Origin of the sequence: Tessaracoccus defluvii, assembly GCF_014489575.1 — a bacterium.
Lineage (GTDB): Bacteria > Actinomycetota > Actinomycetes > Propionibacteriales > Propionibacteriaceae > Arachnia > Arachnia defluvii.
Genome location: NZ_CP060789.1, coordinates 3,106,942 through 3,125,790, shown reverse-complemented (window position 1 = coordinate 3,125,790; position 18,849 = coordinate 3,106,942). Strand labels below are relative to the sequence as shown.

General features: G+C 68.1%; 19 protein-coding genes and 1 pseudogene. 6 read left to right on the top strand and 14 right to left on the bottom strand.

Annotated features, from left to right (window positions below; translation table 11 throughout):
- Positions 1–8 precede the first annotated feature (8 nt).
- A complete protein-coding gene (locus tag H9L22_RS14830; protein WP_187720586.1) occupies positions 9–443 on the top strand; it encodes a hypothetical protein in 435 nt (144 codons plus the stop codon).
- 9 nt (positions 444–452) lie between these two features.
- On the opposite strand, the gene H9L22_RS14825 is transcribed toward H9L22_RS14830, so the two are convergent.
- Positions 453–1,064 (bottom strand): hypothetical protein, encoded by a 612-nt coding sequence (locus tag H9L22_RS14825; RefSeq protein ID WP_187720585.1) that lies wholly within the window; start codon positions 1,062–1,064, stop codon positions 453–455.
- 16 nt (positions 1,065–1,080) lie between these two features.
- A complete protein-coding gene (locus H9L22_RS14820; RefSeq protein WP_187720584.1) occupies positions 1,081–1,695 on the bottom strand; it encodes a hypothetical protein in 615 nt (204 codons plus the stop codon).
- Positions 1,696–1,821: 126 nt separating this feature from the next.
- Here H9L22_RS14820 and H9L22_RS14815 point away from each other — a divergent pair, with 126 nt between their 5' ends.
- Positions 1,822–2,610: a hypothetical protein gene (locus H9L22_RS14815; RefSeq protein WP_187720583.1), complete on the top strand. Its 789-nt coding sequence runs from the start codon at positions 1,822–1,824 to the stop codon at positions 2,608–2,610.
- 16 nt (positions 2,611–2,626) lie between these two features.
- Here the strand turns inward: H9L22_RS14815 and H9L22_RS14810 are convergent, their stop codons facing one another.
- Positions 2,627–4,633, bottom strand: a complete 2,007-nt coding sequence (locus H9L22_RS14810; protein ID WP_187720582.1) for a BTAD domain-containing protein — start codon at positions 4,631–4,633, stop codon at positions 2,627–2,629.
- A 149-nt stretch (positions 4,634–4,782) separates the two neighbouring features.
- Between H9L22_RS14810 and H9L22_RS14805 the strand changes: the two genes are divergently transcribed.
- Positions 4,783–5,157 (top strand): hypothetical protein, encoded by a 375-nt coding sequence (locus H9L22_RS14805; RefSeq protein WP_187720581.1) that lies wholly within the window; start codon positions 4,783–4,785, stop codon positions 5,155–5,157.
- Between the two features lie 211 nt (positions 5,158–5,368).
- On the opposite strand, the gene H9L22_RS14800 is transcribed toward H9L22_RS14805, so the two are convergent.
- Positions 5,369–6,247: a nucleoside hydrolase gene (locus H9L22_RS14800; RefSeq protein ID WP_226965894.1), complete on the bottom strand. Its 879-nt coding sequence runs from the start codon at positions 6,245–6,247 to the stop codon at positions 5,369–5,371.
- Between H9L22_RS14800 and H9L22_RS14795 the strand changes: the two genes are divergently transcribed.
- From H9L22_RS14795 to H9L22_RS19110, 3 genes and pseudogenes are all read left to right on the top strand, one after another.
- Positions 6,240–6,443 (top strand): hypothetical protein, encoded by a 204-nt coding sequence (locus H9L22_RS14795; protein ID WP_187720579.1) that lies wholly within the window; start codon positions 6,240–6,242, stop codon positions 6,441–6,443. The two genes, H9L22_RS14800 and H9L22_RS14795, sit on opposite strands and share 8 nt — an antisense overlap.
- 119 nt (positions 6,444–6,562) lie before the next feature.
- Positions 6,563–7,684 (top strand): annotated as a pseudogene (locus tag H9L22_RS19115) (glycoside hydrolase family 3 N-terminal domain-containing protein); the annotation flags it as partial.
- A gap of 316 nt (positions 7,685–8,000) precedes the next feature.
- Positions 8,001–8,402: a hypothetical protein gene (locus H9L22_RS19110; RefSeq protein ID WP_226966377.1), complete on the top strand. Its 402-nt coding sequence runs from the start codon at positions 8,001–8,003 to the stop codon at positions 8,400–8,402.
- An 11-nt stretch (positions 8,403–8,413) separates the two neighbouring features.
- Here H9L22_RS19110 and H9L22_RS14785 read toward each other — a convergent pair whose 3' ends face one another.
- From H9L22_RS14785 to H9L22_RS14745, 10 genes are read right to left on the bottom strand one after another with little or no spacing between them, the layout of a single operon-like run.
- On the bottom strand, positions 8,414–9,448 hold the full coding sequence (locus H9L22_RS14785) for a LacI family DNA-binding transcriptional regulator (protein ID WP_187720578.1): 1,035 nt from the start codon (positions 9,446–9,448) through the stop codon (positions 8,414–8,416).
- Positions 9,445–9,957 (bottom strand): alpha-L-rhamnosidase-related protein, encoded by a 513-nt coding sequence (locus H9L22_RS20570; protein ID WP_406707795.1) that lies wholly within the window; start codon positions 9,955–9,957, stop codon positions 9,445–9,447. The genes H9L22_RS14785 and H9L22_RS20570 overlap by 4 nt, the downstream gene beginning before the upstream one ends.
- Positions 9,954–11,702, bottom strand: a complete 1,749-nt coding sequence (locus tag H9L22_RS14780; protein ID WP_406707794.1) for a family 78 glycoside hydrolase catalytic domain — start codon at positions 11,700–11,702, stop codon at positions 9,954–9,956. The genes H9L22_RS20570 and H9L22_RS14780 overlap by 4 nt, the downstream gene beginning before the upstream one ends.
- Complete coding sequence (locus tag H9L22_RS14775; protein ID WP_187720577.1) at positions 11,702–12,592, bottom strand: nucleoside hydrolase; 891 nt, start codon at positions 12,590–12,592, stop codon at positions 11,702–11,704. The genes H9L22_RS14780 and H9L22_RS14775 overlap by 1 nt, the downstream gene beginning before the upstream one ends.
- A gap of 8 nt (positions 12,593–12,600) precedes the next feature.
- On the bottom strand, positions 12,601–14,841 hold the full coding sequence (locus H9L22_RS14770; protein ID WP_187720576.1) for a glycoside hydrolase family 3 N-terminal domain-containing protein: 2,241 nt from the start codon (positions 14,839–14,841) through the stop codon (positions 12,601–12,603).
- Positions 14,838–15,050, bottom strand: coding sequence for a hypothetical protein (locus tag H9L22_RS14765; protein ID WP_187720575.1), 213 nt, complete (start codon positions 15,048–15,050; stop codon positions 14,838–14,840). Before H9L22_RS14765 ends, H9L22_RS14770 begins: the two co-directional genes overlap by 4 nt.
- A 43-nt stretch (positions 15,051–15,093) precedes the next feature.
- Positions 15,094–16,200 carry a Gfo/Idh/MocA family protein gene (locus H9L22_RS14760; RefSeq protein WP_187720574.1) on the bottom strand — a complete coding sequence of 369 codons (1,107 nt, stop codon included), beginning with the start codon at positions 16,198–16,200 and terminating at the stop codon, positions 15,094–15,096.
- Between the two features lie 13 nt (positions 16,201–16,213).
- On the bottom strand, positions 16,214–16,981 hold the full coding sequence (locus H9L22_RS14755) for a sugar phosphate isomerase/epimerase family protein (protein WP_226965892.1): 768 nt from the start codon (positions 16,979–16,981) through the stop codon (positions 16,214–16,216).
- Positions 16,982–17,037: 56 nt separating this feature from the next.
- Positions 17,038–17,916, bottom strand: coding sequence for a carbohydrate ABC transporter permease (locus tag H9L22_RS14750; protein ID WP_187720573.1), 879 nt, complete (start codon positions 17,914–17,916; stop codon positions 17,038–17,040).
- Positions 17,913–18,836 (bottom strand): carbohydrate ABC transporter permease, encoded by a 924-nt coding sequence (locus tag H9L22_RS14745; protein WP_187720572.1) that lies wholly within the window; start codon positions 18,834–18,836, stop codon positions 17,913–17,915. The genes H9L22_RS14750 and H9L22_RS14745 overlap by 4 nt, the downstream gene beginning before the upstream one ends.
- Between the last annotated feature and the right edge of the window lie 13 nt (positions 18,837–18,849).

Here is an 18,849-nt window from a genome sequence, read left to right as displayed (position 1 = left end):
ATGCATCCATGACCGGGCTCGCAGGTTTCGTCGTCGAACTGCGAACCGATCTGCCCCCTGACGAGACACTTCGTCGCCTGCTGGACCTGCGAGCACACGACAGGATCATCCCGTTGACCCACGTCAGCCCGGCCCTGTCCGCCGACGAACTGACCCCCGGGACGCTGTTCGTGGCGCGCACTGCGCTGGGCCCACTCGGTTTCGACGACCCGATGCGCATCGAGAGCCTGACCTTCGCACCCGCCGCGGCCACCATCCACAAGCTCGGCCGGGCCATCGCGGGCGACATCGACATCACGGTGACACCCACGGACGGTGGCGCCGTGGTCCGCTGGGAACAGTCGACGAAACTGCCCTGGCTCCCTGCCCGGTTGCAGTCTCTGGCCGCGCGGATCCTGCGCTGCGGATACCGGAGGGTACTGCGCCGGCTCCTGGCCGGCTGAGCCGCACGGTCAGGCGCAGGAGAACGCCAGCGACCCTTCGCCCAGGTCCTCGCCGTTCTCGTTCCACGCGCCGGAGCGGACCACGTAGCCACCGCCCTCCTCGGAGAAGGTGACCGGGCTGCCGCTCGCCAGCCCGAGCGCCAGGAACTCATCGGTGGACTGCTGTGGGCCGTCCGCGCCGATGTCGATGCGGAACTCCGCATTGAGCTCAGAGCCCGCGGGCAGGAGGTCCCCCTCGAGGAACCCCGTGGCGTCTCCGCCGTTCTCGCTCGCCGGGCCCGCCAGGACGACCTCAGCGTCGTCCCCGTCTCCGTACATGCCGCAGAGGGTCAGCTCGACGGTGAAGACCCGGTCCCCGACGGTGAACGTGGCGGCGCCGGCTGCCCCACCGGCCGGCGGGGCCTGGGTTTCGTCGTCGGCAGGCGGCTCGGACATCTGGGTGTCTTTGTCCGTGGAGGACACCGGGGTCGGGGTGGCCTGCTGCGATGGGGGCACCTCCTGCGCCCCCGGATCCGCGGCGCACGCCGTCAAAAGGAGCGGAAGAACGGCTCCGCCGAACAGCGCCGCGCGCAGAGGTGACATGCGTCTGGCGCCGCCAGACGTGGTGTTCGGATCAGACATCGGGTCCTTTCGAGGCTCAGAACGTGCCGGAGGGATTGTGCGCGGGGGCCACCTGGGCCACATACCCGGCGAGCGGTGTGACGGTCAGCGTCACCGCGGTTCCCGGCCGCAGCTCCCGGAGCGGGGCCGTCTTCCGCACCGTCCACTGCTGGTGTCCGTTGTCGGTGTCGAGGACGACCTCGGTCCGCACGCGGCGCTTGTCCATCTGGTTGGGGTTGCGCTCGAAGATCATCCGCTGCGCGATGTGCGGGAGGAAATCGAGGAACCTCCGATCGCTCAGGCTCACGACCGTTCCGGTCACCGTCCGCCGGACCATCATGTCGAGCACGCCGACCACCACGCTGAGCACCCCGAGAACACCGCCCACCGCGAGGGCGATGATGATCACACCGGCCAGCAGCCGCACTCTGCCGCTGTCACCCGTCACGGCGGCGAGCTCGTCCGAGCCGACGACCCTCAACGCGACGACCGCGAAGAAGATGCACAACGCGACCCGGATGACCCCGCGGACGATGAGGCCCAGCGGCGACCTTCCTGACCAGGGCCGCAGCGACACTCCGAGCAGGCGGGACCACCCGCCCACGCTTGCCGGGACCGACGAGGCTGTCTGCTTCCACACGTTGTCGTTCAACTTCCCCTCCTCAAGACGAGCGTCTACCGCTCGTTCACGCTAGGGAGCCTCCGTGTCAGTTCCCTTAAAGCCACATGTAAGAGAAGCGACGACCCCGTCGCCTAGGCTCCCGGGATCACCCCTGGCATGAGGAGAGAGCGCGTGCGGTTGACGTCACCAACAGTGCGACTGGTCGCAGCAGCATTCACCGTCGTCGGTATGGCGGCCGCCCTGGCGGGTTGCTCGCCGGACACAGCTGCTCCGGGGGCCGGAGATCCCGGGCAGGACCCGCCGGCCGCGGGGTCGACGCCTACCGTCGAGCCGTCACCCGCCGTCGAGTCGCCGGCAGCCGTCGAAACAGCCGTGCGTTCCACCACGGCACCGCCCGCCGCAGCGGGCCCAGACTGCCTTGTCGGCTCGTGGGAGATGCGCAACGACAGCTTCGAGGCCACGCTCTCGGCCCTGCTTCTGGACGACCCGGACTTTCCCACCGAGATGCTGGGGAGTGCAGGCATCACCCTCACCGGAGACACCTTCATCCGATTCGGAACGGCCGGAGAATACGGTGGCTGGCAGGACGGGTTCACGATGGCCATGGGATCAGGCGCCGAAACGGTACGGCACACGCAGACCTCCGCGGACGTCGCGCAGTACTCGGCCGACGCGGATCACGTGTACATCAGCGAGTACCAGCGGCTGTACGCGGAGGCCGAGATGCAGATCGGCGATCTCGCCACCGTCTCGCTCCCGGCGAACGACAGCTCCACGGCGAATGTCAGCATCTTCGGACACACCGCCGAGGTGCCCGTGGGCGCACCTGAGCAGCCGGACGCCACCGCCCGCTACACCTGCGGCGGGGACACCCTGACGATCCAGGCCGACGGGTTCCCTTCGGCGACCGAGTTCACCCGGATCGCGGACATCACGCGGGAATGACCCGACGGCGACACCGTCAGTCCCGGCGCCGCACCAGGGCCTCTCCCAGCGGAACGCCGAGGGAACCGACGGTGCGGACGTACTCCTCGCGGGCGGCGTCCGCGCGGCCGTGGGCGCCCAGCTCCGTCAATGAGCTGATCACACCCTCGTGGGCCCGCTGGTCGAACTCGTCGAGCGCGAGCACACGCCGATAGGTCTCGAGGCGGGAGAGGTGGTCACCCTCCGCGGCGAACAGTTCGGCCAGGGTGTGGGCCGCGGAGAAGAAGACCTCGTGGATCTCGCGACGGAAGTCCGCTGCCCAGAGCTCGCTCTGCTCCTCCTGCAACGGCTCGCCCGTGTAGAGCGACAACGCGGCGCTGAGCCGCTCGATGCGTTCGGTGGCGGTGGCAGGTTCGGCGAGGGCACTCTCCGCGGTGGTGAGGAACTGCTCGGCGTCGATGTCCAGGGCGTCGATGCGCAGCTGGATGAGCCCGTCGCGGTACCCGAGGAACGCGTCGCGTTCCAGGACCGACGACGGGTCGAGCGCGCGTCTCACCGCCGCGGCCGCGACCGAGAACCGGTTGGTCAACTGGTGAGGCGGCACGTCGGGCCAGAGCATGTCCATCAACGTGCCCCTGCTCATCGCGGTGCCCCGTCGGGCGATGAGGATCTTGAGCATCTGCCTGGCCTTGCGCGACTGCCATCGCCCTTCGGATCCGTCGACGGAGGTGACGACGAATCCGCTGAATACCTGGATCCTGGCGCGGGCGACGTCCAGCTCCGTCCCCACCGAGGATGATCGTTGCCGGAGCGCCGAAGCGCTGCGCAGTGCGGCGAGGGTGCGCGAGGCCATCTCCTCGGTCGTGTGCAGGTGCAGGGCCTGCGCGGTGGCGAGCGATTCGACGGCGAGCGCGACTGCCTCGTCGTGCGCGGCCTCGTCTGCCTGGTCGCCGAGCAGTCTGGCCAGTTCCCACTGCAATTCGGCCAACCACGGATGGGCGCCGCAGCGGCTCGCCACCTCGATGCCGTGGCGATAGTGGGAGATCGCGAGGCCGGTGTCGCCCATCGTCCTCGCGGCCAGCGCCAGCGGCCTGGCCACGGTCCCCCAGAACGCGATCCCGAGCCCGACGGTCATCAGGCGATCCTGATAGGGGACCAGCGCGGCGTAGAGGTCCCGCGCCAGTTCCGTCTGGTGAAGCTGATGGGCGACCTCGGTCAGGATGCAGAGTGTGGAGAGCCAGTTGCGGTCGATGGGCAGTTCCGCGACGGGCGGCAGCGCCGCGACGAGCGACCGGGCCGCGCTGGTGCGCCCCTGCTTCAGCCACATCCAGGCCAGGCACACCGCCCACACGGGCTCGTGCGGCGCGGCCTGGCGGACCTGCAGGAACAGGGGCTCGAGTTCCACCACCCGCCCCTGCATCCAGCGGATGATGGCCAGCTGTCCGACGTAGACGGCCTGGGCGTCTGGGTCGTCGGCCTGCGAGACGGCGAGTCCCTGCTGCGCGAGCTGTTCGGCGTCACGCACGTCGCCCCTGAGCATCGCCTGGAAACACCGGAACCACGTGACGTGTCGACCGTCCTTCAGTTCCGGGAAGTGACCGAGGATTGGGCCGACCGGGCTGAGCGCCAGGTCGAGTTCCGACATCCTCCCCAGTTCCGCGAGGGCGGCCAGGTGTAGGAAGAAGCTCATCGGCAGGAACGCCGCCTCGCCGGTATCCATCGAGATCTGGATGACCTCGCGCGTCATCTCCAGCCGTTGCTCGGTGGTGGCGCACGACAGGTCGGACACGCTGGACGCGATCAACGCCCACGCACGCGACACGCCGTCCCCGGCCCGCTCAGCGGCGGCAGCGGCATCCGCAGCTGCCGACGCCGCTGCCTGGGGGTCGAAGAACACGCTCGCGGCCGTGAGGATCGCCAGCAGCCTGGCCCGCTCCGCATGGTCGTCGGCGTCCAGCTCGTCCAGCAGCGTGCGCGCAGCCCGGGACTGCTGGAAGACCTCTGAACCGGAAAAGTGGAGAGAGAACCGCATCGACGCTGACATCGCGTCACCCTAGCAAACCTTAACGCGCGCGTTAAGGATGCTGAAGGTCCCGTCACTAGCGTTGATGGTCTGCGTTCGGGTGCTCCATGAGCCCTCGGACGTGGCCCGCCGCTCAGCGGACAAGCCGACGACAAGAGGACATCACCATCATGCGCATACTCGCCGCACTCGCCTCCGGCACCTTGCTGCTCCTCCTCAGCGCCTGCGCTGGCGAGGCGACGCCGTCGACCCCGCCGGAGAAGAGCACCCCTGCGGCCCCCACCGAGACTAAGGCCGATCCCGGCGGCGGCGATGACGACGGCTACAACAAGGCGGGCGCGGTCATGCTGCTCGAGTCGCAACTGGGAGCATTCGGCGGCCAGGGACGCTGGGACGGCGACACGCTGATCACGAAGTTCGACGCGGAACTGGACGCGAGCGACCTCGACCTGCCGTTCGTGTGCGGGTTCATGGACGGGCTGGTCCTCGAGGAACACTCGACGGCGGTGGAGACGCCGAGCGGCACGACCCCCTGCACGGCCTAAAGCGCTGCACCCGGCTGATCTTGTCAGTCGGGCGCGGGCACTCACGGCTGGTTGGGGTGGGCTTGTTGTGGAGCATAGGGGACTCGAACCCCTGCCGAAACGCCGCTGACTAGGAGTCTAGCCTTGGTCAGACGTCCCCGTGCTACGACTGTGCTACGAGGTAACCGCTTAGCGGACAGCCGAACCAAAGAAGGCGGCTGATCTCGACGGTTCAGGCCTCAGCACCAAGGGAGGCGAAACGTTGGATCTTGGCGAACATGTCTTCCAGGAGCCACCGGACGTCGACTGAGTCAGCGACCTGCACGGTTCGGCCGGGTACCACCACTCCGGACAATCGTGCGTGTTCATCGAAGATCCTCACTGGGTGGAGACGCCACACCGCACCGCGCGGGTTGAGCACCACTCCAACGGCGGGTGAGTCTCCGAGCGAGCGGTACTCCATCTCCTCAACATCGGCGAAGGACGCATTGAAGTCCTTGAGCTGCCGAACCAGGTACTCGCCCAGCTTTCCGAAGGGCGCCACGCGCGCATCCAGCTCAGCGTATCCAACCGAGACCATCGTGTAGACCGACCAGGGGATCTGCCACACCGCGACCCCCGACCGCATCACGACGTTCGCTGCGGCGACATCGTTGGACAGGTTGAACTCCCCTGCGGGCTCGTCTCCATGAACGCCGTCATACGGGCTGCCCCCGATCCATACCACCGTGAGGTCCCGGTTGTGTCGCAGCGCAGGATCCAGCAGCAGAGCACTCGCCATGTCCGTAAGAGGTCCGAGGAAGATGAGGAACAACCGCCCCGGTCTGCGCGCTGCGTGGATGATCAGGCGCGCGCCGGGCGAGTCCATGGGGGTATCTTCGTCCGGCAGGGCCGTCGCAGCCCCATTAGCCACCACAATCCTCTCGGACATGCCAAGTAGTCGCAGAACCAGATCGACCTCCTCACGGCTCTCCTCCAGGCTGTGCGCCGAACGGCGGTCTCCGAAGTGTGCCGGAATGATCCCCTCCACCTGCAGCGAGGGTGAGAGCAGTGCGTGCACAATTGCGAATTGATCGTCAGCTTCGTTCTTGGCATCGGTATTGATGATCACGCCCGGCACCTACTTCCACCTGTACGAGAATGATGTCCTCGTCCACGTCCAAGCCCTCGACGCCAGGCTCGGGTCGCCCCAGATCATCGAGGTGCCCGTCACCGACAAGGCGGCCGGCACCTACAAGTACCGCGGTGACCTCGTCAACTCCCACGGAACCAGGAAGACCAGCGTCACGGTCGCCCGGGTGTCCTGACCCGCATCGTCCTCACTGAGGAGTCTGTGCCGGTCACTCGCCGGCACAGACTCCTCTGCCATTCACCATGTCGAGCATCCCCACCGCATCGCCACAGCGACACCCATGAAGGGGCAGTCATGACCAGCTCAGAGAACCCGACTTACCGCGATCTCAACCGCAACGGTGTTATGGACCCCTACGAGGACCCCCAGCTGACCCCGGAGGAGCGCCCCGAAGACCTCGTCGGGCGGCTGTCGCTGGCCGAGAAGGTGGGGCTCATGTTCCACACCGTCATCGAGATGGGCGAGGGTGGCGCCCTCCTGGAACGGCCGGGCAACATCAGCAAGTCCCCCACCTCCCAGGTGGTGGGGGACAAGCTGATGAACCACTTCAACGTCCACGACGTGCCCGACGGGAAGGCGGCCGCCCGCTGGAATAATGCCCTCCAGCATCTGGCCGAGGACACACCGCACGGGATCCCCGTCACCATCTCCAGCGATCCGCGTCACGCCTTCGCGGAGAACGTCGGCGTCGGTTTCTCCGGCGGCCCGTTCTCCCAATGGCCCGACAGCCTGGGCCTCGCCGCGATCGACGACCCAGCTACCACCGAGATCTTCGCTTCGGTGGTGCGGCAGGAGTACGTGGCCGTGGGGATCCGTGCCGCCCTGCACCCCCAGGTTGATCTGGCCACGGAACCCCGCTGGTGCCGCCAGCTTCAGACGTTCGGGGCGGATCCCGAGCGTTCCGCGGCGCACACCGTCGCCTACCTCCGTGGCCTGCAGGGCCCCTTGCCCGCGCCCGAGACCGTCGCGTGCACCACCAAGCACTTCCCCGGCGGAGGTCCGCAGAAGGACGGCGAGGAGGCTCACTTCCCCTATGGCAAGCAGCTGGTCTATCCGGCCGGCAGGTTTGAAGAGCACCTCGCTCCCTTCCGTGCTGCCGTTGAGTACGGGACCGCGGGCATCATGCCCGGCTACGGCATTCCTACAGGGCTCGTCCTCGACGGGGAGCCCGTCGAGCAGGTCGGCATCGGCTTCAATCGCCAACTGCTCCAAGGGCTGCTGCGCGAGCGGCTGGGATTCGACGGCGTGATCCTCACGGACTGGGAGTTGGTCAACGACAACGTGGTGGGGACGCAGGTCCTCCCTGCCAGGGCCTGGGGAGTCGAGGGGCTGGATCCTCGCGAACGCATGCTGAAGCTCCTCGACGCGGGTGCGGACCAAGTGGGCGGTGAGGAGTGCGTGGAGGTGATCCTGAGCCTGGTGGAGGACGGGCTGGTGCCCGAGTCCCGCATCGACGAGTCCGCGCGCCGGATCCTGCTGGTGAAGTTCCAGCTGGGCCTGTTCGACAACCCGTACGTCGACGTGGAGGCCGCCGCCGCGGTTGCAGGGCGCCCCGCCCACCGGGAGGCGGGCCGGACGGCGCAGTCACGCTCGGTGGTGGTGCTGGAGAACCGCGAGGTCCTCGGCCGTCCCGCGCTGCCGCTGGCCCCAGGGCTGCGCGTCTATCTGGAGGGCATCGATCCCGCCACCCCCGGGCTGCCGGGGCCCGTGGTGGCCACCCCGGAGGAGGCCGATGTCGCGATCGTCGGCTCGGCGCCCCTTCGATCCGCGCGACGACCTGTTCCTGGAGTCCTTCTTCCACCAGGGCTCCCTGGAGTTCAGGCCCGGCCTGGTGCACCGACTCGCCTCGCTGGCCCGGACGGTCCCGCTCGTCGTGGACGTAGCCCTGGACCGAGCCGCCGTGCTCACACCGCTGGCGCCCATAGCCTCCGCGCTGACGGTGACCTTCGGCGTCTCAGACGCCGGGCTCCTGGACGCTCTCACTGGGACGATGCCCCCCATCGGGCGGTTGCCGATCGGCCTTCCGGCGTCGATGGACGCGGTGCGCGCGGTGGAATCCGACGCGGGGCTCCCGCCCGAGGCGTGCCTCTACCCGGTCGGAGCGGGTCTGAGCCTGCCAACGGAGGACGGGTAGGCCCGGATCGGCTAGCCCGAGCCGGGTCCGGCGGTGGATTCGCGGATCACGAGGTTCGCGGGGAGTTCGTGGCGTTCAGGATTGAGCCACAGTTCCTCGGCCGCCCCGCCGCAGATGATCTCAACGGCCTTCGCCGTCATCTGCTCGATGGGCTGGTGCAGCGTGGTGAGCGGCGGGGTGGCGCGTGCCGCGCGCACCTCGTCGTCGAAACCCACGACGAGGACGTCGACGCCCACCCTCAACCCGGCGTGGAAGGCGGACTCGTAGCACCGCAGCGCGATGGCGTCGTTCGAGGCGAAGACGCCCAGCCTGCCCCTGCGGTCGGCCATGACCTTGGCGAGCTCGGGGACCGGGCCGGCCCCGTCCCAACCGGTGCGCACGGTGCGTAGCCTGCTGTCGGGACCGCTGGCCTCGACCGCGGCTTGGAAGCCCGACTCCCGCCCGCGAACGAATTTGTACGCCGGCCTGGCCTGGACGCTGACGAAGTCGACGATTCCGGTTTCTGCCAGGTGCGCCCCGGCGGCGTAGCCGCCCTCAAAGTTTGTCGTGCCCACGCTGCAGACGTCGGCCCAAGAGCCGGTGATGGGTTCGAGGAGGACGACGGGCACGTGCGCCGCCCGCAGTGTGGCCAGCTGCGACGGTGAGGGGTGCGCCAGGCCGATGATGATGCCGGCGGTGCCTCGCCGGACGACCCGGCTGGGCCAGTCGTCGTTGTCGTCCTCCAACCGCTCAGTGGTGAGAGTAAGGTCCAGACCCATGCTCACGGCTCCGTGCCAGGCTCCCCGCACCGCGCGGTCGCTCCAGGCGTGGGACACCTGGCCGACGATCAGGTCGACGGTGGTCGCCTCCGGCGCGCGACGACCCCGACGGGTCCACGAGCGGTCATAGCCCAGCGCCTCCGCAGCTGCCAGTACCCGGGCGCGGGTGTCAGGACGGAAATCACCGCGCTGGCTCAGCACCCGCGACACGGTCCCGGGCGAGACCCCCGCCACCTTCGCGACGTCGCTCAGCGTGGCTGCGGAACTTCTGGGGGCGTCTGTGCTCACCCGTCTAGGAAAGCACAGGTTTCAATCGTGAGGCCCGGGCCGAGCTCCCGATCCGGCCGGCCGGGGAGACGCAGGACGCCGTCGACACCCGCAGGCAGTTCGGCCGCCACCCTCAACGTGGTTCCCGCGACCGTCCAGCGGACCTCCACCCGGCCGTGGGGGGTGTCGAGAGCGGTGTGGGCCTCCGTCAGCTCCCCTCCCGGCTGCGGCGCCACGAGCACCCGAGAGTAGCCCGGCGCCAGCGGAGAGACGCCGCCGATGACCCTGTGCATCCAGTCGGCCACCGCCCCGAGCGCGTAGTGGTTGAAGCTGGTCATCCCGCTGGGATTGATCCTCCCGTCGGGCAGCAGGGAGTCCCATCGTTCCCAGATCGTCGTCGCCCCCATCGTCACGGGGTAGAGCCACGACGGGCAGCCCGTCTCCAGGAGGAGACGGTAGGCGACATCGAGATGGCCGGTCCTGGATAGCGCTTCCGTGATGAATGGGGTCCCGGCGAACCCCGTGGTCACCCGGAAGTCGGCCGCGCGCGCGAGTTCCGCGAGCCTTCCGCCCGCCGAGACCTCGTCCTCGGGGACAGGAGGCCGAAGACGATGGCCAGCGCGTACACGGTGGAGCAATCGCTTGTGACCACCCCGTCGTGCACGTAGACGTCGCCGAAGGCCCGCTTCAGGCGAGCAGCGAGCCCGCCGAACTCGGCGTGGTCGGAGTCTCTGCCGAGGAGTGCGGCGGTCTGGGCCACGATGGTGGCAGAGCGGTAGGCACACGCTGTGGCCACCACTGCGGGGTCCGCCTTGGCGCGGGCGGGCTGGTCCGGCGGCGCATCCGGATCCAGCCAGTCTCCGAACTGGAAGTTACCGTCCCACACGCCGTTGGGCGACAGCAGCCGTTCCACACGCCGCACGTGGGAGCACATTGATTCGTACTGACGCCGCAGCACGGCGACATCCCCGTAGGCCTGGTATAGCGTCCATGGGACCCACACGGCGGCATCTCCCCATATGGCGGTGGAGTCACTCACCCCGAACACTGAGTCCGCGGGAAGGTACTTCATAACGTCCGGCACGACCCAGCCGGCGATACCGTCTCGGTGCTTCTGTTCCAGGGCCAGATCGATCAGCCAGTCGCTGAGGAAATCCTTGACGTCAAACAGGAACGCCGCCGCCGGGGCGAACACCGAGATGTCACCGGTCCAGCCGAGCCGCTCGTCGCGTTGCGGACAATCCGTCGGGACCGCGAGGAAGTTGCCCCGCAGACCCCAGACGACGTTCTCGTGGAGCCGGTTGAGGAGCGGGTTGGACGTGGTGAGGTGTCCGGTGCGCTTCAATTCCGAGCCGACGGCGACCGCCACGAGATCTTCGGTGCGCAGCTCGCCCGGCCACCCGCTGACCTCCGCATACCGGAACCCGTGGAAGGTGAAGGTGGGCTCGAACTCGTCGCGACCGCCGCTGAGGATGTAGCGGTCGGTGGCCTCCGCAGAGCGCAGTGGTTCGGTCCCTAGTTCTCCGTTCTCCAGGACCTCGGCGTGCCGGATGGTGATCTCGGTTCCGGGTGCACCGGTAGCTGTGAACTTCACCCAGCCCACCAGGTTCTGGCCGAAGTCGACGAGCGTCTTGCCAGACGGTGACCGCGTGATGGACTGGGGCGAGAGGGTTGCCCACCGGCGCACGTGCGGACCGATGTAAGGCACCAGCTTCTCGGTCTCGAAATCGAGCGCACGGACCCCGAGCCACGACGCGTCGTCGAATCCGGGATGCTTCCACCGCTCGTCTCGGAGCCGGGCATCGATGGTCTGTCCGTCGTAGAGGTCGTTGGCGAGAATCGCGCTCGGCCCAGAGCGCCAGCTCTCATCGGTGATGAGAAGTTCCTGCGTACCGTCGTCGTAGGTGACCTCGAGTTGGGCGAGGACCGCGATGTCGTCGCCGTACCAGGACCCCTCCGGCGCCCAGCCCATGCGCCCTCCATGCCACCCCTTGCCCAGCGAGAGCCCGAGCACCAGCGACGGCCCGTCCACGAGCTCGGTGACGTCGTAGTCGGCATAGCGGAGGCGCCACTCATACGACGTCCAGCCCGGAACAAGCAGGTCCCCGGACACTGGCCGGCCGTTAATCCAGGCCTCCACCACACCCAGCGCCGTCAGGGTCAGCCGCGCCCGCGAGACTCGACCGGCCCTCTCGTCAAGGCTGAACTCGCGGCGCAGCAGCGGCGCGCCGGCGAAGTCCGCGCCCGCAGAGATCATTCGTGCCTGCCAGACCATCAGTCCTCCAAAGGGTGTTCGGCGTGTCGACGAATCTTGGCGAAGAGATCCTCCACCAGCCAGCGGGCGTCAAACGACTCGTACACACGGATCAGACGATCGGGGTCCGGACCAGGCGCCATCTCCCCATCCAGCGTGAACCGAGGAGCCGGCCGGAGGCGCCACGTCCCCCCGCTCTGATTCATCACCGCCCCGATCGCAGGGTTGTCCCCCAGCGTTCGATACTCCATCGGCGTAGAAAACGACTCGTTCAGCTCGATCAGCTGCCGCGTGAGATAGGAGCCGAGTTCACCGTAAGGCGCCACGCGCTGCCGGAGCTCGTCGTGACCGACGCCCACCATGCAGTAGACGTTCATCGGAATCTGCCACACCTCGACACCCGACGCCATGACGACGTTGGCGGCCGCGATATCGTTGGAAAGATTGAACTCCGGAGCATAGGCCGCTTCGATCCCGCCATAAGGGGGACCACCGATCCACACCACGACGATGTCGCGGCCACCGAGTGAGGGCTCTTCGAGCAAGGCAGAAGCCATGTCGGTGAGCGGACCCAGGAACGCGATGAACAAGCGGTCCTCGGCTGCGGAAGCCTGCTCGACGATGAAGCGAGATCCCTCGGAGGGCACAGGCGTGGCCTCGTCGGGAAGCGCGTGAGGAGCGCCGTTAGCCACGCGAACACTGCCCAGCAGATCCAGCAGACGCAGGATCTCGTCGACCTCTGCCCGCGACTCGAGCATGCTCGTCTGTGTCCGACTACTGCCGAAATGAGCAGGGATGATCCCGCACACGTCAAGCGTCGGTGACAGCAGCGCTTGCACGATGGCGAACTGGTCGTCGGCCTCGTTCTTGGCGTCTGTGTTGACGATGAGTCGATGGGGTCGAGCTTCCATCAGAAGTCCTAGCGTGGAAGAGGTGAAACCAGCAGCTGTCCGGCCGAGCCGACATCGCCGGCGCGACCTGCGAGCGGTGCGGGTTGGATACAGGTTGGAGCAGCCGCCCACCCCGGCACCGTGACCGTCGCGTGGGACCGAATGTCGGCGCTGGAGAGGCCCAGCAGGACGGAGATCTCGCCGGGCTCCAGCACGCGTCGGTCATCCAGACCGGTGTAGGCCAGGCGGGCCAACGGAACGGTGAAGGACACCTCGCGCGACTCCCCGGGCTCAAGGGTCACCCGGGTGAACTCCACGAGCTGCTTGACCGGCCGGACTATCGAGGCCTCCTCGTCGCGCGCGTACAGCTGGACCACCGCCGTCCCGGCCCGCTCGCCCGTGTTCCGCACCGAGCCAGAAGCGTGGACGGCATCGCCCCAGACCCCGGTCTCGGTCAGAGTCACATCAAAGCTGGAGTAGGTCAGGCCATGGCCGAAGGGGTAGAGCGGGCTGCTGTCGTCGAGGTCGATGTATCCGTGTCGCGGCAGGGTGGGGTGTTCGTAGCCGCTGCCGACGGGATGGCTGTAGTACATCGGGAGTTGGCCCAGCTGCCGTGGGAACGTCGAGGGGGTGCGGCCACCCGGCTCGGTGACGCCGTAGAGGCAGTCGGCGATGACCGGCGCGGCTACAGGGCCGAGGAGCGGCGCCAGGACGACCGCGTTCGACGCCTCGTGCACGGGCAGGAGCAGGAGCGGCCTGCCGGACACCACAACCGTCACCACACGCTTGCCGAGCCCCCGGAGCGCCTCGATCAACTCGTTCTGGTTGCCGGGAAGGCTGGGGTCGGCGGCCGTGCGCCCCTCCCCCGCCGTGTTGTTGCCCGACCACCCGGTCCGTTCGCCGACAACGGCGATGACCACGTCCACGTCGCGCAGCGCCTCCCTCATGGCGGCCAGATCAAGAGGCTCGGCGTGCTCAAGGTTGCCGAACGCGTGGTACTCCGCCGTCGGCTCGTGCTCGAGGAGCGCCTCCACAAGGGTCAGCGAGCCGGGATGGAGTTCTCGGGCCATCTCCTCGAAGAGTGGCTCCACGCCCGGGAACCTGGTCTGGAACAGGTCCGGGAAGACGTCAGGCGTCGTGGTCATGCCGGGGAGACGGCCGGTGTTGATGAGGTGGATCGTCGTGGCGATCTCGGCCTCGGACAGCGTGCTGTAGGCCCCGAAGTGCAGGCGGAGCTCGTCGGCACCGGGGCCGACAATCGCAGTCTTCACCGCCCCGGCCGTGAGCGGGAGCACTCCGTCGTTGGCGAGGAGCGTGACAGCGGCCGCCGCCACGTCCCGGGCGGCGTCCTCGGGTATGTGGCGCTCGATAGGCGGAACCGCCGGGATGGGCCGCGAGGGACGGATGTCCGGGATGAGGCCCAGCCGCGCCTTGAGCCGCAGGACGTTGGTCACCGCGCGGTCGAGGTCCTCCTCACGGAAGGTGCCGTCCTCGATGAGCGGGCGCAGGCCGCCGCTCATGTCCGCGGAGGGGAGCTCGACGTCGAGGCCCGCGTGAATCGCGATCCCTGCCGCGTGCGCGGGTGTCGCGGCCACCCGGTAGACGCTGTGGAGCATGGCGACCGCCCCGTAATCACTGACCACCAGCCCGTCGAAGCCGAGCTGACCGCGCAGGAGATCCGTGAACAGCCAACGGTTGGCGACGGCGGGCACCCCGTCGATCTCGTTGTACGAGTTCATCACCACGGCCAGCCCGGCCTCAGCGATCAGCCGGCGGAAGGGTTCGGCGTGCACGTCGACCAGCTCGCGCCTGCCGAGCTGCGTGACGGCCTGGTTCAACCCTCCCGACGAGATGCTGTAGGCGAGGAAGTGCTTGCCCGTGGCGAGGATCCCGCTGTCGCCGTCGTCGCCCTGGACGCCCCGCACGAATCCGATGCCCATGCGGGTGGCGAGCTCCGCGTCCTCGCCGTACGTCTCGTGTACCCGTCCCCATCGGATGTCGCGGGCGAGATCAAGCACCGGGGAGAGGAAGAGGTGGATGCCAACGGAGCGGGCCTGCCGCGCGGCCAGCTCCCCGACTCGCCGCGACATAGACGGGTCCCACGTCGCCGCCTGACCCCAGGGCGTCGTGAACTGGTAGCCCTGAGGATGGACGAAGCCACTCACCCCCTCGGCGTGCACCAGCACGCCGATGCCGAAGGGTGCCAAGTCTCGCGACGCCTCTTGGACGGCGGCGATGTCCGTGCGCAGACCCTCCAGGTCCCAGTTCATCTGCTGGCCCAACGACAGGTGTCCCAGCCCATGGGGCCGGAGCGAGGCGAGCCGGCCGAAGTCCACATCGAGGCGTCGCGGCGCCCGGAGGGGGTTCGCGTCGTCGCGGTGGGCGCCCGGGGGAGCAGCTCCTGCGGCTGCAGGCCGTGGATCTGGGCGATCTTCTCGTCCACGTCAAGGCGGCTGATGAGGTGGCGGATGTCGGTCATGCGGAAGGTCCTTCGGATAGAGCGGGAGGAAGTGGGGGCGCGCTCAGAGCGTGCGCAGTGCGGGATCCCAGCTCTCTGGGAGCGGCTCCGGCCGCGGCACCCGTGAGGTGATCTCCACCGGGTGACCCGTCTCCGCCGCCTCCCCGATCGCGAGCAGCGCGTCGAGCACATGGGAGGCAAGGGCGCCGCCGGCGGTCTCGGGCGCCCCGCCGCGGAGGGCCCTGGCGAGGTCGACCACGCCCGAGCCACGCCCATGGTGGTTACCCACAGCCGGCAGAACCTGGGGCGTGGATGCGTCGAAGCGCCACAGTGCCGAGTCGCCGACGAACGCGTTGGGATCCGGGAGCACCAGCGTGCCCTCGGTCCCGCTGATCTCGACGACGCCCGCGCGCGGCAGGGCGTTCTGGAAGCTGAACGTAGACTGCGCGGACTGCCCGCCCGAGAACCCGATCAGCGCCGAGTGGTGCGTGGGCACCTCGACGGGGAACCGCTCACCCTGACGCGGTCCACTGCCGACGACGCGTTCGCCGTGGGACTTGGACGCCATGGCGGTCACACGAGCGATCGGGCCGAAGGCGTGCACCAGCGTGGTCACGTAGTACGGGCCCATGTCGAGCAGCGGGCCGGCGCCGCGGGCGTAGAGGAAGTCAGGGTTCGGGTGCCAGCTCTCGGGCCCGGGCCCTTGGAATACGGTCACGGCGGTGAGCGGCTCACCGATGTCGCCCCGAGCGATCGCCCGCAGCGCGGTCTGGATGCCCGCGCCCAGTACGGTATCCGGGGCGCACGCCACGCGCACGCCCGCCGCATCCGCGGCGGCCAGGAGCTGCGCGGCGGTGGCGCCGTCGAGCGCCAGCGGCTTCTCACTCCAGATGCTCTTCCCGGCCACGATCGCCATGAGGTCCAGGTCGATGTGGACATCCGGCGTGGTGAGGTTGACCACGATCTCGATGTCGTCCCTGGCGAGCAGGTCCGCGTAACCTCCGTGGGCCGGCACGCCGTACGCCTCGGCCTTGGCCCGCGCCCGCTCCGGATCGATATCCGCGACGAACAGCACCCGCAGATCGGGGAAGCTCGTCATGTTCTCCAGGTACGTGTCGCAGATCACCCCGGCACCGACCACTCCAACACCGACGGGTCCGGCACCGCTCATCGGTCGTTATCCTTCAGCCAGGCCAACGACGCGGCGAGACCCTCGAAGATGTCCCCTGCGTAGTCGTCGAACTCCACCACGCGGGTCGCGTGAGGGCGGCGGCGAGGATGGCGGCCACTCCGACCTGCCCATGGCCGGCCGGCACCTGCTCCTTGAAGGCGTGCGCGAGCGCTTCGGGCACCACGAGCGCACTCTCGCTGCTCGGCAGCACGGTGGCGATGTCGCCGCCGATCTTCCCATCCTTTACGTGGAGGAACTGGACCCGGGAGCCCAGTGAGCGCAGCAGCGCGGGCGTGTCTGCTCCCCCGACGGTGGACCAGAATGTGTCCACCTCGAGGACCACATGGTCGGAGATCCGCTCGGCGAAGTAGGAATAGACCGACCTGCCCTGGAACTGGTTGGCGAACTCCCATTGATGGTTGTGATACCCGAACTGGAGCCCGTGCTCGGCGGCTCGTGCCGCGAGGGCGTTGGCCTGGTCGGCGAGGCGGTGGGCGTCGTCGGCCGTGCGCCACCGTTCGCTGGGGATGAAGGGGTCGATGACGGTGCCGATGCCGAGCAGAGCGGCAGCGTCGAAGACCCGCTGGGGATCGGCGACATCGATGACGGAGGCGTGCGCCGACGGGGCGCTGACCGCTGCCGCGGGCAGCGCCTGCGAGTACTCGTGTGCGCGATCCACGAATTCGTAGGGCTCCACCTTGGTGTAGCCGAGTTCGGCGACGCGCGCGATGGTTCCTGTCAGGTCGGCATCCATGGCGTGGCGGACGCTGTAGAGCTGCACCGATGGGACGATGGCATGGAGATTCTCCTGTAACGGGAAGAGTGGAGGTGGGGCCGTCAGCCCTTGAGCCCGGAACCGATGGAGGACCGCACGAAGTAGCGCTGGAAGACGAAGAAGATGACCAGCACCGGGATGATGTACAGCACGCTGGCGGCGGCTTGAACGGTCGGGAGGGCGTTGCCCGCGGGATCGACGTAGGACGCGGTGACGGCGACTGCCAGTGTGGTCTTCTGCTGATCCAGGAACAGCGCCGGCCCGATGTAGTCGCCCCAGCTGCCCATGAAGGAGAGCAGGAACACGGTGATCAGCATGGGCTTGGACAGGGGCAGGAAGATGGTGAAGAACATGCGCCCCCAGCCGCAGCCGTCGATGATGGCCGCGTCCTCCAGCTCGCGCGGGATCGAGGAGAAGAACTGGCGGAAGAGGAACACGAAGTAGGCCGACGAGGCGAGGCCCCACAGCACCCACGGCCAATAGGTGTTGATCAGGCCCAGCTGGGAGAACAGGATGTAGGTCGGGAGCAGGGTCAGGATCTGCGGGAGCATCATCGTCGCCAGCAGCACCACGAACATCGCTTTCTTGCCGGGCGCGCGGAGGCGGGCGAAGCCGAAGCCCACGGTGGCGCTCGAGAGCGTCGTGAGGGTGGCGAAGATGGTGGCCAGGAACAGGGAGTTTCTCAGGTACTTGAGGAAGTCGGCCTGGGTGACGGCGGAGACGAAGTTGTCCCAATTGATCTGCTCCGGAAGGATCTGCATCGGGAGGGCCGCCCACTCCGCGGGGGTCTTGAACGCGGCCAGGACCAGCCACAGGAACGGGCCGAGGAAGATCGCCGCGAGGATGACGGCCAGGACGTAGATCCCCACCTGCCTGTCGCGCTTCCTGCGAGGCGTGACGGTGTCGGGTGGCTGAACCGCGCGGGTGCTGAGGGCGGTCATCGTCCTTCTCCATCCATGTCGACTTCGTAATAGACCGCGGACCGCGACGACCGCAGCAGCACCAGCGTGAGGGCGAGGATGACCACGAAGTACACCCACAGCATCGCTGAGCCGTACCCGAACCGGTTCTTGGTGAAGAACTCCTCGTAGACGCGGATCATGTAGAGCCGGTTGCTCTCGGGCACCGAGGAGGCGCCCGTGATGCCGCCGGCGGGGGTGAGCAGAAGGGGCTGGACGAGGATCTGGAGGGCGCCGATGACCCCGGTGATGACCTGGAAGAACAGGATCGGGGAGATCATGGGCACCGTCACGTGCCAGAACACGCTCCACTTGCTGGCACCATCGACGGTGGCCGCCTCCTCGAGCTCCACCGGCACCCCCTGGAGGGCTGCCAGCAGAATCACCATGCCGCCCCCGAGGCCCCACAGCGTCATGATCACCAGTGCGTAGAACGCCATCGGGTCCGTCAGCCAGGAGATCTTCTCGATGCCGACGGAGCCGAGGAGGGCGTTGAGGATGCCGGAGTCCTTGTTGAGGACGAGCTTCCACATGATGGCCAGGGCGACTACCGGAACGACCGAGGGCAGGAAGAAGATGGTTCGCCACACTCCCACCGCCCTCAGCCGCCGGTTGAGCATGACCGCCAGGCCGAGCGCGCCGGCCACGCTGAGCGGGACCACGATGGCCGCGAAGCCCAGGGTCCTGAACAGCGAGACCCACAGGTCACCGTCGGTCAGCAGCTCGAAGTAGTTCCGCAATCCCACGAACTTCCAGCGCGGCGACACCCCGTCGAAGTTGGTCAGGCTCACGGCGAAGCCGTAGATCAACGGCACCGCGGTGAGCAGGAGGAAACCGACGGTCCAAGGTGCCGTGAAAGCGTAGAAGGTACGGGCGGGATATCGGGACCACTTCTTCTTCATGGGTCAGTCCTAG